The sequence below is a fragment of the Vibrio sp. 10N.261.45.E2 genome, from assembly GCF_002875705.1.
In the GTDB taxonomy this organism is placed as follows: Bacteria; Pseudomonadota; Gammaproteobacteria; order Enterobacterales; family Vibrionaceae; genus Vibrio.
In genome coordinates, this window is the sequence record NZ_MCZZ01000030.1 from 1 (window position 1) to 16,161 (window position 16,161).

The following is a 16,161-nucleotide window of genomic DNA, read 5'->3' on the forward strand; positions in this document are numbered from 1 at the left end:
TCAATGGCTAGATGCTGTATTGCTCCTCTCGTTTTAGTCTTAAATGAAACCTCAACTTGCTTGGCTCTACGACTGATGCAGGTGTAATGCGGACAACTTAACGGTACATGGGCTAGCCTAAATATCGAGTCGATAAATCCTTGAAGCGCTCTCAATGGCATAGAAAAAACTCGTTTGACCATGAGTGCTGTCGTGATAGCTAAATCACTGAACCGACGCGGCCTCCCGCGCTTATTCTGTTTGCTTTGCACCCACCCGCTTATTGCTTCTTCATCAATCCAAAAGGTCAGAGAGCCACGGTTAATGAGTGATTGGTTGTATTGCTTCCAGTTGGTTGTTTTGTAACGAGGCTTAGGCATAGGACTACGAGAGAGAGTGGAGGTAGCTGATCAGATCGTAGGTTCTGGATTTAGTTCCATTGAATTACGCAACAAAGCCTCGCTGTTCCTCAAAAGGCTCTATTAAATTTGGATGATTTTTTTGTTATGCACTGGAAATTTTTTAATATCATGTCTTACAATAGATAATGAAAATTGATGCTAGTATTAAACAAATAGCATAAGGAGGTAGATATGAACAAAAGTGTATTCGCTTCAATAACAGGTATGTCTATAGTTGTAAGCATTACTGCACTAGCATCGGAACACCATGATTTTGACATAAAAATTGATGATTCAGGTCAAGTTATTGTTAGTTGCGAATACGCAGCAAAAACCTCATCGGAACATTTAAAAAAAATAATCAATAGCAGTTATCTGATACAGAGTAATGACGGGCAAGAATGCACGCCCGAACTAGGAAGCTCCGTAAACGTTGAGGGTCAGGGAGTAATAATAGGGGCCCCCGGTGTACCCAACCCGATAGCTCCAAGATGTAAATGTCCAGAAACTTATGAGGCAGAAATACAACTCCGATGGATGTCAGAAAACCAAATAGCATTACAACAAAGTCAACTACAGTTGTCAGAAGAATTTGTCACTTTAGAAGCCAAGCTTGATCAAAAAAACCTTAAGTACTTATTGAGCAAACCTGAGTTCAGCGGCCTAAATCAACTTAAAGAATAAAGCATGACTCTAAAAAAAAGCATTTTCAATCGTGGTTTTGAAGGCGCACTTCATATAGGTGACATCTTTGGTAAAATAGCAGCGTTTGTTGGTATACCAAGTGCTCTTCTTGCTGGCACACTTTACTGGAATGAAATTTTAGATCGGTTTACAGCTCCTAATTTTACTGCCGATATCGAAGTTGTCGAAATTCGTTGTGGCGTTATTCTGGATTCTGACGCAAAGATTAGAGAAGCTAAGTTAGATTTTGGCAAAGTGTGTGGCGAAGCCCCATTAGCAATCTCATTTGAAATGTTGGTGCAAAACAACGATACAATTCTTCGAACTCTCATCGACATGTCCGTCACTATAAACTCCGTGTTATTAGAACGAGAAATATCACTTCCTGTCACACACATAGTCGCAGAAGGCATAACCAATTACGTTAAATCTACATCACAAGTACCTTGGGATAATCAAATCTTTGATAATGGGCAGCACCGCCGGTTTGAAGTTCAATTCTCGCCAATTTTGTCTAACTCAAATTTAAAATTTTTACAATTTCGAGATAAGTTCAATACAGAACCGGGCAAGGTCGAGAATAGCAGTATGACGGTAATAGTATCTGCTAGATATGCTGGAATGGACGAACATATTGAACTAGCGAAGTGTCAGGTTATATTTGAGCCAGAGAGTGTTAAACGGTTTGTGTCTAAACCGGTAGGAGAACAAGTTGCCTTCGTGCGACGATGCATATCAATCCAAAAATAGATTAAACCATTCCGAGATCAGCTTATCAGGTAAATACGCATTGGTGAAACTCACTAAAAAACGAACATTTAACGCCTTTTCAAACACTTAAAAACAAATTTCGTTATTCGTTAGCAAGGCTTTTATCATATTTTTTGTTACTCTTCTATCGAACGTTATATCCGGTCCAAATAATACCTTCATTGCAACGATTAACTGATTCCATCAGTGGTACAACTTCAGCCTAATATTTACTCAAATTAACGTGATGTACATCAAATTTCTTGAATTCTCTAGTGCAACTACGAATCAAAATAGAACCTTGGATCTATATTGATATATGTGCATATCTGGAGAGAACATATGAATAAGCCAATGGTCTTGGTCATACATGGAATGGGTACACATAAACCCGGTGAGACTAAAGTAGAGATATCGTTGGCTCTCAATGAAGCAGCCAAAAATTTTGGTATTCAAGATTTTGATATAAACAACGAAGTAGAGTTTTTTCAATTCAACTATTCTGATTTTTTGGATGATATTCGCCTCAAAGATGCAGAAAAAGCCAGCAGTATTGTCAAGCATATTAGCTTGCTGAAGGGGCATGGTCTCGGAGAGAGAGCTGCGACAGAACTATCTCAGCACTTCGCTCAATATGATAGCGATAAGATGTTCTATACACATTGGCTCGATGTTATTTACTATGGCTTAACTTATTGGGGAGAAAAAATCAGGGTCGACCTTGCAAAAAAGATCAATGATCTTATGCGTGAGCGTGAACTTCAAAACAGGACTTTGCACATTGTCGCGCATAGCTTGGGAAGTGCGGTTCTTCATGACACCTTAGTTAAGGTTTTTAGAAAAGATACGGACCTAATATCTAACGTTCCTCAGCTTGATATTGACCGCTTTCAAATCGATACAATCTGGATGGTGGCCAACGTAAGCCGACTATTAAATCTACTAAATGACATCGCGGACCCAAACTTTTCAGTTGTGACGTCGGATGCTGGCGGGTGCACCAAATCACTATTCAACGTTCAAAATACGTTAGACCCCTTTACTTGGTTTCAAGAGTACACTCGTCCAATTACTCAGGGGGGACGTCACATCAAAGTGGAAACAATAAGAAAAGTAAACACTCATGATTTGAGGGAGTACATGGCTTCTCCGAATGTAGCAGAAACGTTTTTCGCTAATGTTCTCAGATACTCACTCAAAGATCTGCAATACCAAAACGGTAAAACAACTCATCATCAAACTAGCTTAAACTATAATATCGAAGAAATTGAGCAAGCATGTAAAAGTTGGAAAACCCATGCTGATACAAGTGATAAAATAGAAGCTCTAAAGGAGCTAAGCAAAGCAGTTGAAGGCTTCTACAAAGAACTCAAGCAAAAGATTGATTCTGCGTCCGACTCGATGGAGGGGCATTAATGAAACTCCAAATTCTGATGTATACTATCTTAGTTGGCTTTTCGTCGATTGTTGTAGCGGACAGTGAATCAATCCCACTCACTTGTAGTAAAGCGGTCGATCTCAAAGATAATTTCCCTACATCTTTTCTTTCACTACAAGGACTGAGTGTAGAAATAGGCCCGGTTCTTTGTCGAAATGCTTTACTGGTTACCGATGAAGAAAAAACAAAGTTTGAAAGAGCTCTAACTCGCTTCACTACTCAAGCCAAACACAATATAACTACTGTATATCCCGATGGAACATTTCCTGGTGTTCAAGAAATTACGGACGATTGGATCGATCAGCTATTCAGATATGAAGATAATCATGACTTTCTTAATCCAATAATATTTGAGTATTCTCCCAGACTAATAAGCGTTGAGGGTTCGACTGCAGAACTTAAGTTTGAGTTAGCACCTTTCCACGAAGCTGATGTTCGCTTTAAATTAGACACCCAAAAAGAAACTAAGTGTAACGAAACCAGCAATAAGACTTGTGCCGAAGCTATGGAAAGCCTGAGCAATGCTATTAAACCAGCGTTCATCCCCCTCAACACAGCCCTTCTTGATCATAACGACAAACATCTAGAGTCAATCCGCGCAGACTGGAAAACATTTATTGATAAAGCGCGCTATCAAACACCATTGGATGTTTGGGTCACTACGCAATTACAACAAGACTATTTCGGACAAAAAAAATTGGTGGGTCCTCCTCAATGGCAAGCATTTTTATTACGCCCAAGTATTGTCTTTGAACATATCCATGAGCTGGAGAGCGGCAACCGGGACGATGTGAGTTTAGCTGTCGAATGGATAGGAGTGAACTGGTGGAAGAAAGGTTTTGGGCTCTCCCTTACAAGCGTATACCACGATAGAAAAGAAGCTGATGCGTAAACGCCCCATGAACCCACGGGGCGATGTTGTTAATGTTTGAAGTTCCAAGGTAGGAGCGCATCGATATCAGGCTCAGCTTTCGCTAGCTCTTTCATGCACTTGACCATGTAGTCGTAGAGGATAAGGCCGTTGGCTTTCGCAGTCTCGACGATGCTGTAAAGCATCGCGCTCGCATCAGCACCATTTGGTGTGTTCGAGAAGAGCCAATTTTTTCTGCCAATGACCAGCGGTTTAATTGCGCGTTCAGCACGATTATTATCGATAGATAAATGACCGTCATCGATATAGCGGATGAGCTTGGGCCATTGGCCGAGCGTATACTTAATCGCTTTACCTAATGGACTAGAGCTTATCACTTGTTGAGACGTCATCCATTCGTACAGCTCATCCAGTATCGGCTTGGCATGCAGTTGACGTTCTGCTTTTCGTGTTTCGACAGTCGCACCTTTTAAGCGGGATTCTATCCCATAGAGCTTTTGGATTTTAGCCAGCGCTTTATCTGCTTTGCCTGACTTACCTTTACCTTTACCTTGAAGCTTCTTAGCATCCATGAACTTTCGCCGAGCATGCGCCAAGCAGCCAACATTGGTTACGCGATGAAGACCATCATAGGCACCATAGCCATCGGTTTGCAGGTAACCACTGTAATTCTCCAAGAAGGCAACAGGGCATGCCCTCGCGCGACTGTTTTGATAGTCGTACAAGGCGATATTCTTCACATTAGGCAGTGCTGCGTCGGGCGAGTCTGAGCCCGAGCAGTAGAGCCACATATAACACTGCTTATCTTCTTTGAGGACATTGAGCGGCGTTTCATCCGCCTGAACCACCACTTGTTGAAGCAGGTGCTCTTTCAAGGCCGCATACAGCGGTGTGAACTTCTCACTGACTTGGATAACCCACCTTGCCATGGTAGTTCGCGATAGCTCAATACCCGACTGAGTAAACAGCGACTCTTGGCGGTAAAGTGGCATTGCGTATTGATATTTGCCAAGGATGATGTTGGCCAACAAGCTTTCTGTGGCAAAGCTTTTAGGGATGATGCTCTGGGGCGCTGGCTTTTGAACGATACGGCTGTTGTCTTCTGTTTGCTCGCACTGACGACAAGCATATTTAGGACGAACATATTCCAGCACTTTGAGTATAGCTGGTGAGAACTCAAGTTTCTCACTGCGGTCTTCACCGATTTTATGCAGACTATGTTGGCAGCAAGCGCACTGCTTTTCATGGTCGTCTAAATCGAGTTCGATAACTTCACGAGGCAAGGTCTTTGGAAGGGGCTTGCGTTTACCACGTTTCTTCGTTGTGGTGGTCGTCGTCACCTCAACCTCTTCTTCCTTAGCTGCTTCACATTCCACTTCGTTGAAGAGGTCACCTTGCGATTCATCGTAAGGCTTTAACGCCTCCGAGCGTTTCGCGAACTGGCGGTCGAAGGCAAGCTTGAGCTGTTCGAGTAAGGATTGACGCTCTTGTTGCCATTGAGATTCCTTCTGCTTCTGAGAGAGCAGAAGGGCTTTCACCATCGCTTGTAGCTCGGCAATATCTTGGCTTTTTGGGTTGATATCTGGCGTCCTTTTCATGGCATTTATTATACTAAAATCATGCCGTTAACGCTTGGTAGATAAGGCTTTATTATTGATCAAGTCATTGTAAAATCGTTTATTTGAACGGGTTTATGGCCGATAATCGTGAAGCCAGAAAGCAGTCTATCAAGTTCGAATTGAGTCAGGGTAAACACTTCATTTTGCTCTTTTGTAGGCCATTTATACTTGGCTTTTTCAAGGCGTTTATACCAAAGCGCAAAGCCTGTTTTATCCCAGTACAGCACTTTGATTTTGTCACGCTGTTTATTGGTGAACAGGAACAGTGCGCCACTTCCTAAAGGTAAGTCGGTGTCACTTTCGATAATCGCCGCGAGGCCATTGATGGACTTTCTAAAATCGACACTCTCACGATACAGATAAATCTCTGGTGCGCTGAGCATGCGTTTCATGATAACGCTCCGATAAGTTCTGCCAGGTAGGCTGCGGGCGTGCCTTGAGGAATACTCAGCTCCACATCATTGATGAGAAGTGTCATGTTAGCCATGGCTATTTGAGCTTGATATTTCGTTGTCTTCTCGACGACTTCTGCTCGCACAAAGCCTTGAGATACATCCGCTTTTTTGAGTTGCTGGCGCTTAGCATAAAACGTTGAGGGATTGAGTTCATTGAGCTTACAAAATGCGAGCGTTGACAATGAACTCGATTCAGATTGCTCGATAAGCGTTTGCCATTCTTGATTAGTGTGTCGTTTTCCCATTTCAAATCTCCTCATGGTTGGAGACTTGATCTTATTATTCGTGTTAGGCGATTAGAATGCGGGGTTTATGGAGCGCTTACGCTGATGCACTGGGTCATGGTGTCACATTACACATTGCCAACAAATTCAGTTTCGGTTATGTCCATCGAAATGACGATCTGGGTAGTGTGTTCGTAAATATTGATATTTTAGAGTTCATTGGAGACAACAAAGATACTTACCTTAAATACAAAGAGTATTTTTAGCTCGCTGAGAACTAGATGAAGCGGAGGTAGTTCTCATTAATTATACTTATGTAATATTGCCCCTTTTAGTCAGTGTCACCGCCAGCGCTAATTGCGTTAAAGCTGACATGGAAGGTATTGCTTACTGTAGTTACGATCGATTTAGTGTTTGGCTATCGTGCTCTCAAAAAGCCGCTACTTTATCTATGGCACTAATTGGAATTGATAACGGCAGCGAAAACACATCAAATCGACGCTACTTTTTAGATGAAACGGCTGAGAAAATACAATGTCAGCAATCATCAAAAAACACGTATTCGTCTTCAGTAAAAGGTTATGACGTAGGGCATTTAATCGCTATCGATCACTTTGATGATAACCAAATTGAAGCGAATCAAACCAATGTTATGGTTAATATGGTCCCACAAGCCAAATCTTTCAATCGTAATGGTGCATGGAAAAAGACAGAGTATCTCACTGAGTGCTATCGGGATGAAATGTCTCTTGCTCCGCTATTAGTCTATGCTGGTTCCATTTTTGGCAATGATCCAACTAATGACTTCTATTCACTTAGCCACGGGTTACCAGAAACTCCAGACTATCTTTGGAAGCTAATTTATTCGCAATCTGCCAACCAATATGACTTATGGGTTATGGAAAACTCGGACACTTCTAAGGCTGACACTCTAAAACAATCGCGTCGTACACTAGACTCTCTTATGAAACTTCTTAAAGGAGAACAGGAAAATCATTACTTACCGGTAGTTTTAGAACTACTCAAAATTAAAAGTAACAATCCCGAACGGGTTGAACTCAAAAACATCCCAGCATGTAATCGCCGGGTTGGCTAGTAGATGAAGGGACTGCAATGGTGACCAAAAAGGATTTACTAAGAACCGCAGAGATAAATACTCGAACGAAATATCTAAATAGCATTATCAAGCTATCTTTGGTGTTTTTTTTGATAGCATTACCTGCAAGCTACTACGGATTCACGTCCCAATCAATCGATCTATCTCAAGTGTCTGACAATCTTTTTTTGGCTCACATTATCTTCCTCGGTTTCATTATCGCCGTAAATGAACGCATTGTAGAGGCTTTTAAACGAACTTACCGTAGGCGCACTGCACTAGAGTATGCTAATCAACTCATTTTTGCCCAAAAAGAACTTAGTTTAGATCCTAATAATGAAGAATTGAAAACTATCGTCCAATTAAGAGAGGCTATTGTTAATGACTACGCCGCAGAAACTGGTCGTATGTGTCTTACCGTATCACTGGCTATTGGCTGCATACTTTCATCGATTGGTGCGGTAAATATTCTCGGCGCACTAGTAAATAACGAACAATTGAGCAGTGTTTGGCATATAGTAATTTTTGACTCCGTAGATGTTGTTTTAACCGGTTGGGTTATTTCAGGGGGGTCTGAAGGTTGGACGAACGTTCTCTACAACGCTAGGACGTTGTTCCCTGCCCCTGGTAATGAAAGAACTGGCTAGTAGATTGCTCAGTTTAAGTATCAGCTATTACCTAAACAAATATCTGTAGGATGGGAAATTGCTCGGAGAATGTCAGTATTCCGAATCTTTACATTCAATGGTACTAGAAGCTATCTACACCACCTAGCTTGAATAATTTGATGGGCTTATATCGAGAAAACAACTAGCTTGGGAAAGCCATTACCCTTTATAAGCAATCCTTGGAAATACGTGTACGCTACTATCCGCAAAAGGCAGACCAATGGGCTGAAAAATATGGATTGGCATTAAATAATCTGGCTTATGCAAAAGAAGAGAAAGGGTTGGATAAAGCATCATTATAATTATGACACAAATGTCTGGACATTTATGAAGGTTTATTTGAACAAGAGCCATTACAATGGCTAGGTCTCTAATTATGCTCTTTAGATTCGGGCGCGAGTAAGCACCTTCGTTGACAACATTACGCTGACACTAATCATTATTTTAATGACTACTTCAAGCTCTATTCTTACCAAAACATTGAACACCCAGGCGATGTAATTGACTTTGTTTATCCGATAGTGAAATTTATTCAAACGACTAGACGAAATAATGATAATAGCCTTTGTGACTATAAATTGATGGTTGATGATTATTCACCTTCAATGACGAAAAGGTTTGGTGTTTTATATCAAGAAGTGCTTGGTGCCTTAGCTGACTCAGATGTCCCTTTAGACAGGGAGAAGTATCGCATCTTTATCGCGTTTTTATGCCACTGAGGGCTAATAACTAAACTTGAGCTGGCTATATAACGAAGAGAGCAACCAACTGGTTCTACGAGGATCTCTCTCGACCAATGGAGGCTTATCGCAGCGAGGAGTTAGCTGTGATTAAACTCGCAGACTGTTTGTTTGCGATTTTGATTTGTTCCATTCAGACTGGATACTTCACTAAGCGACACTTTGCTTTTCAAAGTTTATTGGGCTTAACACCACAAAATCAGATCTCATGCGCTTAATTTGATATGAATTTCAGCGTATTACTACACCTGTTAGATAGATGTCACGAAAAAAGAAACGTACATTTATGTTTAGCACTTCACTAAGATTCCTGCTAAAAAATTATAAGTATGGATACCAAAGACAATTATTTGGACTGATCTCTTGAACTCTTGGGTTTGCTCAAATGCCGGGTTAACCCAGCACATAGCGGCATGCGGTAAAATGCAATTTCCCTCGAAAATCAGTTTATTCAATACTTCAAATACAATGACGGTATTGTATTGTTTTGGTATGTTTTACATCTATTACCGCATTATCTGGAGGCGTCATGAACTTCAATAAAATCTACTCAGTAGAACAACTAACCGAACTAGGGCCTTTGGAAAAAGTGATTACCGCACTTAATCAGGCAATGACCCCTTTTGAGGTTCCTAGGGATGTGTCGAGCCATGAGGCGCTGTTACCTTTTGTTATTCGCGCCAAGAAAATCGAGCTTTATGAACCTGAGAGTTTCTTCGTTAGCAAAAAACATGAGTATGTATACTATCTCACCCAACATACTGATGCGCGGCAACGAAAGAAAAAGCTAGGCATCAAAGATGATTTTTATGACGAGGAATTCAAGAAAGAAGCAAAGAAATGGTACCTACGAGTCTCCACCATACTCAAAGCAAGCTCTGAACATCAAGCTATCCCAGAAAGTATTATTGCTAAAGCGCAGCATAAACTTGAAGATCTTCGTAAAGGCTTTGGCTACAAATTCGATGATAATTTGGAGGGTGTAGAGCATGTCTGAACTAATCATTCATTCCAGAATACCCACGCCAGAAGGCCGCAAGGAAGACAAATATAATTCACCATTAAAACGGAAAGATCGACTTAACATTGAGTCCACATTGTATGAACACACTTATCTATTGAGTAATGGCCGCAGAGTGATGGATGTGGTTGGTATTAAGAAAGCGCTGAAAACTGGTGATGTTGGCGTATTTACGTTCATCAGCAATTGCAATGTGGATGATGTCTTCGAATCAGGTGACGCAACATTGGTCCACGCATCTGCAGTATTTAGAGAGGTAAAAAAGCGCGAACAGCAGCCAAGAAATATGACGCAGCAAGCACACCTCAAGCATTCTAGTAGAGTCCAGACTAATATACTTCGGAACGGAAATAACCATGAGTAACGATTTAATTATCATCGAACCTATTGATCCCAACGACATCACTATCCCCGACGCGGCCCAAACCATAAATAAAGTTAAAGCACTTGCTCGTCGTAACGCGATAAAGAATCACAGCTTAGTGATACACAACAGAGAACTAGGGGCTAACTCAATTGAAGTCGTCCAGCCACGTGAAAACATCAAAGCCGTGCTTGGTTTAGATTCTGATAAGGAGGCTCGACTTTTTTTGTCAAACCTGAACGACGACGATGTGTACGATGATAATGTACTGTTGCCAGCACTACATGAGCATGCTTACATTCGCGTAGAGGAAGCAGAAACACCCGAGGCAGAAGAAGAGGCGCTTGATATAATTCAGTGTTTGGATGCCGCTGTACAATGTCCATCTGTAAAAGAAAAAAGAACGATGATCAAAGAACAAATGGACTCAAAGTGGCCAAGATTTAGAAATGAACAACTGAAAAAACACTCCGATGGAGTTTGTGTAGTTTCCCATAAAACGCTTGGCGACAAAATCGACTTACACCACCTCACCCCTAGAAGTGACAAGCCCGAGGACACGCTCAACCCTAACAATGTTGGACCTGCTAACAGCCAAGATCACCAACAGTATCATAGCGAAGAAAAGAAACATTCATCTAAAAAGATGAGACGTGAAAAAAAAGCAATTGAAGGACTTGATCTAGGGGCGACTGTAAAGCCTAAGTCTTGATAAACCAAATCAAAAACCACTCTTCAGCTTGTGAAACGGCTTCACCGAAATTTCATAAAAAGCTGAAGAAAAGTCATATGTTAAATCGGACTGATTCATGTTTCGAAAGTAATATGAATTAACGGGTTTGGCTGAGGAGTGTTCTAATTAGTTTTAGGGAAGCTCTGAGATAGCTGGCACTTTTTGAGAAAAGTGCCACGAGTAAAACTTCAGGTCGATGAAGCCTATGGACAAATTAGCTTTGGAGTTGGAGCCCTAAGTCGACTGCTTCGGATAAGTAGCCTCAAGACCATTAGAAGATGATGAACTCAACTGATGTTGAGGGACGCCAAGAGCTATCAATTTATCATGGGTATCCGATATACCATCACCATAATTCCAGTTCTCCCAATTAGCATCAGGATAGGCGTTCAAGATGCACCTGAAGTATGGAAGATCGATATCATTAACTGAGTGCCCTATTACAATAATTTTTTCGATACATCCATAACCCTCTAGCTGAGCGCGATGTAGTTCAAGTATCTCAGGAACAGGCTTGTGAAACTTATCTGTTACTGAAGCCAATGTTCTTTGTGATTCATCAAACCAAGGTGCATTCTCGTTCACTGGCATTGAAGTGGATTGATTACCATTCCCTATTCCATGTCCGAAAATAACGTTCCGCCTGGCTTTACCATGAATATGCAGAACATCTTCATCCGGAATTGTATATACATCCTGAAGAGTAGATGTATAGTTGAAGTTGATGAACTTAGCTCCATTCGGGAAATCAAAGAGTTGGGAAGCTGAGGTTACGTCTACTGCTCTTACCCAAGTGATAAATGAAGTTGTTACATCATCCACCAATTCATCGACTTTTTGAGCTATCTCATCTTCGTAGCCAAACAAGTGACTTGATGACTCAGCCATGTCTTCAATACTAGGTTGCCATGCCGCTTGCTCGTTAAATTCATCCTCATTGAAGGTGCCCAAGTTATCTTCAAAGTTAGACCAATCTTGATCGTCAAAGAACTCAGGAAAAAACGCAAAATGATCATCTAACCGACTATGATAACGTTGGTGGAAATGCCAATAACTCGTAGGTAATCTATTTTGAATATCAAACCCATTACCGATTATAATTAAAGTTGTCACACTACCCTTCCCTATAAATGAGCCTTCAAAGTTACAAGTTATACATTATAACAAAAAATGCGTTTATATTCATATAATTAGTCTACAAAACTCCGGAGTGAGGGAGGAGTTCGTTCGCCTTAACCTAACCATCCAATTTACCTCTTAGCACTATACCTTCATGTGCCTTGGGTCAGGTTCCAAATACTCCTGATAAAATTCCAGCCCCAAGAAACAAGTCTATCGGCCTAACGGCTAGAGTTAGAGACTGCCCAGCTTAGGGTTTTCAAGCGTTAAAACGACTTAAAGTCTGATATATAGAAAAATCAGATAAATCTAATGCTTACATATGCCACTGAGTAATCACGTTAGCTCACAGCGGTGTACTATACTCTGTCACTCCAGTGTGGTAATAAGAACACAGAAAACAAGGCTCCACGTAGCTTTAACTTCACATAACAGCTTGTGATATGGCCGATTGTTTAAGAGTTATTAATGTGGAACTTAGAGTTTAATACTTGAAAATAAATAACTTAATTGTGGGTATTACTGATATCTAGTATTCGCAGGAGAGAGCGTATAGTCATCCCAAGGGTTAGCTAAAGGCCTTCCTCACGCAACGCGCAGTTTAATCAGGCCCCTCTGTACTCAATTTATGAAGGAAGTAGTAGCACTTTTCCTGTTTTGTTGAAAAGTGCTTGTGGGTTCCACTACGAACGCATGGATAAAAAACCGAAGATATTGAAGCTGGTATTTAATACGTTTGGGTACTGCTGTTTCGTTTTTTAATTTGCCTTCTAAGTTTAAGTTACCTAGAAAGGAGCCTCAATTTCGACACCCTCAACATGCCTCTAGCAAATCATTATAGCCTATGATTTCTTCAACTACTTGGAAGAGAAAGCCGAAATTACTCTCTGTCTAAACACTCCAAGCCTGAGTTCATCAAAGGTCCCAAGTATTCCATAGAGGCTATTTGAACTGTCTGTACTTTTCGCCCACGATACTAATGTTCTCTCGATGTATTGGGGCTCAAGCGAATGCTTGGCACTTAAGTTATTTCGTCGACCAGAGAGCTCTGTTTCGATAGGTTTCCCCATATTCACATAAAGACAACACTCGGGAATATCCTGTTCAATCCTTTCAGAAAATTCAATCAGGTTTTGTTCTGCAAAAGTGAACAACCACGCTTGTTTGTTTTTCACATTATTAACACGAAGTATTCGCCCGAGCACCTGCCTGAAATACAACTCAGTTTTAACTGAACTCATGTGGCAACATACTTGAAGGCGCGGAATATCAGTACCCTCACTAATCATACCGACACTAACAATCCATTGAACGTCGTTTTGTCGATAACGCTCAATTTCTACTAGCGGTTCATCATGTCGATAGGTGACAATTGAAACAGTTTGGCCAAACTTTTGAGACAGTATTTCTTTGATTGTTTGCGCATGATGAACCGATGCTGCAACAATTAACCCACCGGCATTGGCTGTTTCAAGACGAACTGTTGCTAACCGATCACACCCTAAACTAAGTATATATTCCATCGCCTCTTGGTTGTGAATTACATTCTGGTACGATACGTTTGTTTGCTTAAGCATTTCTAATATTGATGAAAAGGATTCAACTTTTTCGCTACTACTAACAGACAAGTGTTCATTATCAATCAAGACGATTTTAGGCATCCTACAAACACCATCAGCTATTGCTTGTTTAAGAGTGTATTGGTAATCGACAAGGAGTTGTCTTTCTGGGTCGCTGTACTCGCCCTTCACAATGGGTAGAGAATCTGACCGCCACGGTGTACCTGAAAGTGCCAATGTAAAAGTGGCAAGCCCCTGAATTTTAGTGAGAACTTGCTGCCCCCAAGTATTCGCATTTTCAACCTCAGAGCCAGAGCAATGGTGTATTTCATCAAAGACAACAAAGACCCTGTGATTTCGCATTGTTTTCCAAAACTCTTCATTGATGAACTGGATAGATTGGTATGTTAAGGATTGCCCTATAGATCCCATCCCACCACTAAACGTGCAATTAAGTATTGACGAAAAGGTTCTTTTTATACCATCAGAAACTGTCAATGATGGTGAGAAGCATAATACAAGATCTACCATGCCACTTTGTAGCAGCCTTGATGCAATATTAGCTGCAAGTACTGTCTTACCAGCTCCTGGTGTAGCTTGGCAAAAAAAATGGGATCCGTTAGATTGATACTTTTCCAAGGCTCTGTCAGAGCATTCAATTTGCCATTTCCTTAACACAGTTCACCGCCTTCGTAGAGAGTATTAAGAACTTTTGTTAAAACGTTCACTTTACCGAACAATAAAGCAGCACGATCTTTAGCCTCTTGATGCAAAGGGGCCAGTTTATTTTTTAGCTCAGGAAATCGGGATGTAATCGACTTATATTCATCAACCTCCCCAAGTACAATCTCAAGCTCAGCCTTATATTCATTACGTTCACTATTCAAAATGGAATAGTTTTGAATGGGCACTTGAGGTTTTATCTCCGTTTGGTTATTCGTGGTTATATTATTACGCAACTCTCTAAATTGAGCCGTTTGAAAGTAACGTTTTTTCCGGCCAGAGCCCTCACTTCGCAACCAACTTTTTTTTTCGGAGTTAAAAATTGCTCGGTACACCTTTTTATGAGCTTCGGCTGAATTGGGAGCCACTGTATCAAGTGATAGCCATAAATCTCTCGCTTCTATTACTGTGAACCCATCTAACCCATTTTCTATCAATAACTTGTGCATGACCGCACTAATTCTTTGAGCTCGTTTCATTCCCAAAATTACACCAACCAAAAACTAAGGATTGCTTAGTATACAGAAATACATAAAACTAAGAAAATCTTAGTTAACTTGAGATTAGAGAAATGAAACCTAAGTGTCATTTAAAAGCCCGATCCCTGAGCGACTCAAACAAGCTCGAAAAAAAGCAAAACTCTCTCAAAAAGCCTTGGGAGAAGGCATAGGTATGGATGCAAGTTCAGCAAGCCCTCGAATGAATCAATACGAGAAAGGCAAGCACGCCCCAGATGTTCATACCTTGAAGCTCATCGCTGACGAGTTGGGTGTACCGCTCAATTATTTTTTCTGCGAAGATGAAAGCTCAGCTGAACTGGCGTGCATGATCTCTGAAATGACGGAGAGCGAAAGAAAGAAACTCATTGCTGCACTGAGTCAAAATAAAGGCTAACAAGAGGATTTACTTTAAGTAATACTCGTGTAGCGGATAGTGGGACAATGAAATAGTGGCAAATTAAAAAGCTATGAACAAAACTCTGGGCCTAGGTATATTCATTAAAAATCTAACAAATAAGCCATGTGAGGTAAGTAAGTGCATTCCTGCCTTATTTAAGCAACAACGCAGTGATAACGTCTCATGCTATCAAAATTGTCTATGAGGTGCTTACCTGTCAAGTTTCTGGCCCTAATCCCCATCAAGTAAGACAATTGACGTTAGAAAGCAACTGGAATCGACAATATACATATACTTAGCCAAGTATACGTACTGTTAACCATCCTTAAAATAGAAAGTCTCATATACCCTTCAAATTTCAGCACTAACTATCTGGCAGTTCTTCCTTGATCTTTTGTAGCTTTCTGCATAAATCATCAATATGTTCGCTAAGGAACTTTGACACTGACTGAGCTTCACAGGTTTCGGACGATAATTTATTAACAGAACGAAAGTTTGCTTCTTCATCAGCCCATGAGACTAAAAAATCATAAATTTCTTGCTCTTCCAATGTAAGAACTGACGGTGGTACTTGGCTGCTTCTAAGAGATTTTAATGAGCTAAATTCAACAAAGTGTAGTGTTCTATACAAGTCACAGATCATAGAAAATGTATCCGCTGCTAAGGATTCAAAACTTCCTAGCTTATTTCTCTCCCATACATTAGCTTCAGGAGACAGTATACTCAGCGAATCAATAATGCCCCTAAATCTAGCTAACGGGTAAGCATTACCACCCAGATCACGCCGATGCCCCCATAACCGGCGTTTTTCAAGGTAGTT

At 40.8% G+C, this 16,161-nt stretch carries 19 protein-coding genes; 11 read left to right on the forward strand and 8 right to left on the reverse strand.

Going from position 1 to position 16,161, the window contains the following annotated elements:
• On the reverse strand, positions 1 to 359 hold a 359-nt coding region (locus BCT34_RS01870), incomplete at its 3' end, for a transposase (protein WP_133150978.1).
• Positions 360 to 572: 213 nt separating this feature from the next.
• Here BCT34_RS01870 and BCT34_RS01875 point away from each other — a divergent pair.
• From BCT34_RS01875 to BCT34_RS01890, 4 genes are all read left to right on the forward strand, one after another.
• Positions 573 to 1,064 (forward strand): hypothetical protein, encoded by a 492-nt coding sequence (locus BCT34_RS01875; protein WP_076653005.1) that lies wholly within the window; start codon positions 573 to 575, stop codon positions 1,062 to 1,064.
• A 3-nt stretch (positions 1,065 to 1,067) separates the two neighbouring features.
• Positions 1,068 to 1,814 (forward strand): hypothetical protein, encoded by a 747-nt coding sequence (locus tag BCT34_RS01880; RefSeq protein ID WP_076653002.1) that lies wholly within the window; start codon positions 1,068 to 1,070, stop codon positions 1,812 to 1,814.
• A 342-nt stretch (positions 1,815 to 2,156) separates the two neighbouring features.
• Positions 2,157 to 3,230 carry a hypothetical protein gene (locus BCT34_RS01885; RefSeq protein WP_076652999.1) on the forward strand — a complete coding sequence of 358 codons (1,074 nt, stop codon included), beginning with the start codon at positions 2,157 to 2,159 and terminating at the stop codon, positions 3,228 to 3,230.
• Positions 3,230 to 4,144, forward strand: coding sequence for a hypothetical protein (locus tag BCT34_RS01890; RefSeq protein ID WP_076652997.1), 915 nt, complete (start codon positions 3,230 to 3,232; stop codon positions 4,142 to 4,144). Before BCT34_RS01885 ends, BCT34_RS01890 begins: the two co-directional genes overlap by 1 nt.
• 29 nt (positions 4,145 to 4,173) lie before the next feature.
• On the opposite strand, the gene BCT34_RS01895 is transcribed toward BCT34_RS01890, so the two are convergent.
• The 3 genes from BCT34_RS01895 to BCT34_RS01905 are packed head-to-tail and all read right to left on the reverse strand — an operon-like array spanning position 4,174 to position 6,442.
• Positions 4,174 to 5,721: an IS66 family transposase gene (locus BCT34_RS01895; protein WP_076654501.1), complete on the reverse strand. Its 1,548-nt coding sequence runs from the start codon at positions 5,719 to 5,721 to the stop codon at positions 4,174 to 4,176.
• A 59-nt stretch (positions 5,722 to 5,780) separates the two neighbouring features.
• Complete coding sequence (gene tnpB / locus BCT34_RS01900) at positions 5,781 to 6,134, reverse strand: IS66 family insertion sequence element accessory protein TnpB (RefSeq protein WP_076654500.1); 354 nt, start codon at positions 6,132 to 6,134, stop codon at positions 5,781 to 5,783.
• On the reverse strand, positions 6,131 to 6,442 hold the full coding sequence (locus BCT34_RS01905; protein WP_076654499.1) for a hypothetical protein: 312 nt from the start codon (positions 6,440 to 6,442) through the stop codon (positions 6,131 to 6,133). Before BCT34_RS01905 ends, tnpB begins: the two co-directional genes overlap by 4 nt.
• Positions 6,443 to 6,498: 56 nt before the next feature.
• Between BCT34_RS01905 and BCT34_RS24260 the strand changes: the two genes are divergently transcribed.
• From BCT34_RS24260 to BCT34_RS01935, 6 genes are all read left to right on the forward strand, one after another.
• A complete protein-coding gene (locus tag BCT34_RS24260) occupies positions 6,499 to 6,687 on the forward strand; it encodes a hypothetical protein (protein ID WP_157936587.1) in 189 nt (62 codons plus the stop codon).
• Positions 6,688 to 6,794: 107 nt separating this feature from the next.
• Positions 6,795 to 7,517, forward strand: coding sequence for a DNA/RNA non-specific endonuclease (locus tag BCT34_RS01915; protein ID WP_076650833.1), 723 nt, complete (start codon positions 6,795 to 6,797; stop codon positions 7,515 to 7,517).
• A gap of 17 nt (positions 7,518 to 7,534) precedes the next feature.
• Positions 7,535 to 8,164, forward strand: coding sequence for a hypothetical protein (locus BCT34_RS01920; RefSeq protein WP_076650832.1), 630 nt, complete (start codon positions 7,535 to 7,537; stop codon positions 8,162 to 8,164).
• A gap of 1,290 nt (positions 8,165 to 9,454) precedes the next feature.
• Positions 9,455 to 9,922: a hypothetical protein gene (locus BCT34_RS01925; RefSeq protein ID WP_076650831.1), complete on the forward strand. Its 468-nt coding sequence runs from the start codon at positions 9,455 to 9,457 to the stop codon at positions 9,920 to 9,922.
• Complete coding sequence (locus BCT34_RS01930) at positions 9,915 to 10,310, forward strand: hypothetical protein (protein ID WP_076650830.1); 396 nt, start codon at positions 9,915 to 9,917, stop codon at positions 10,308 to 10,310. Before BCT34_RS01925 ends, BCT34_RS01930 begins: the two co-directional genes overlap by 8 nt.
• Positions 10,303 to 11,022 carry a hypothetical protein gene (locus BCT34_RS01935; RefSeq protein WP_076650829.1) on the forward strand — a complete coding sequence of 240 codons (720 nt, stop codon included), beginning with the start codon at positions 10,303 to 10,305 and terminating at the stop codon, positions 11,020 to 11,022. The genes BCT34_RS01930 and BCT34_RS01935 overlap by 8 nt, the downstream gene beginning before the upstream one ends.
• Positions 11,023 to 11,277: 255 nt before the next feature.
• Here BCT34_RS01935 and BCT34_RS01940 read toward each other — a convergent pair whose 3' ends face one another.
• From BCT34_RS01940 to BCT34_RS01950, 3 genes are all read right to left on the reverse strand, one after another.
• A complete protein-coding gene (locus BCT34_RS01940) occupies positions 11,278 to 12,156 on the reverse strand; it encodes a bacteriophage abortive infection AbiH family protein (protein WP_076650828.1) in 879 nt (292 codons plus the stop codon).
• 863 nt (positions 12,157 to 13,019) lie between these two features.
• Positions 13,020 to 14,399, reverse strand: coding sequence for a DEAD/DEAH box helicase family protein (locus BCT34_RS01945; RefSeq protein ID WP_076650827.1), 1,380 nt, complete (start codon positions 14,397 to 14,399; stop codon positions 13,020 to 13,022).
• A complete protein-coding gene (locus BCT34_RS01950) occupies positions 14,393 to 14,923 on the reverse strand; it encodes a hypothetical protein (protein ID WP_076650826.1) in 531 nt (176 codons plus the stop codon). Before BCT34_RS01950 ends, BCT34_RS01945 begins: the two co-directional genes overlap by 7 nt.
• A gap of 103 nt (positions 14,924 to 15,026) precedes the next feature.
• Here BCT34_RS01950 and BCT34_RS01955 point away from each other — a divergent pair, with 103 nt between their 5' ends.
• Complete coding sequence (locus tag BCT34_RS01955; RefSeq protein ID WP_076650825.1) at positions 15,027 to 15,338, forward strand: helix-turn-helix transcriptional regulator; 312 nt, start codon at positions 15,027 to 15,029, stop codon at positions 15,336 to 15,338.
• Positions 15,339 to 15,705: 367 nt separating this feature from the next.
• On the opposite strand, the gene BCT34_RS01960 is transcribed toward BCT34_RS01955, so the two are convergent.
• On the reverse strand, positions 15,706 to 16,161 hold a 456-nt coding region (locus BCT34_RS01960; protein ID WP_102300435.1), incomplete at its 5' end, for a hypothetical protein.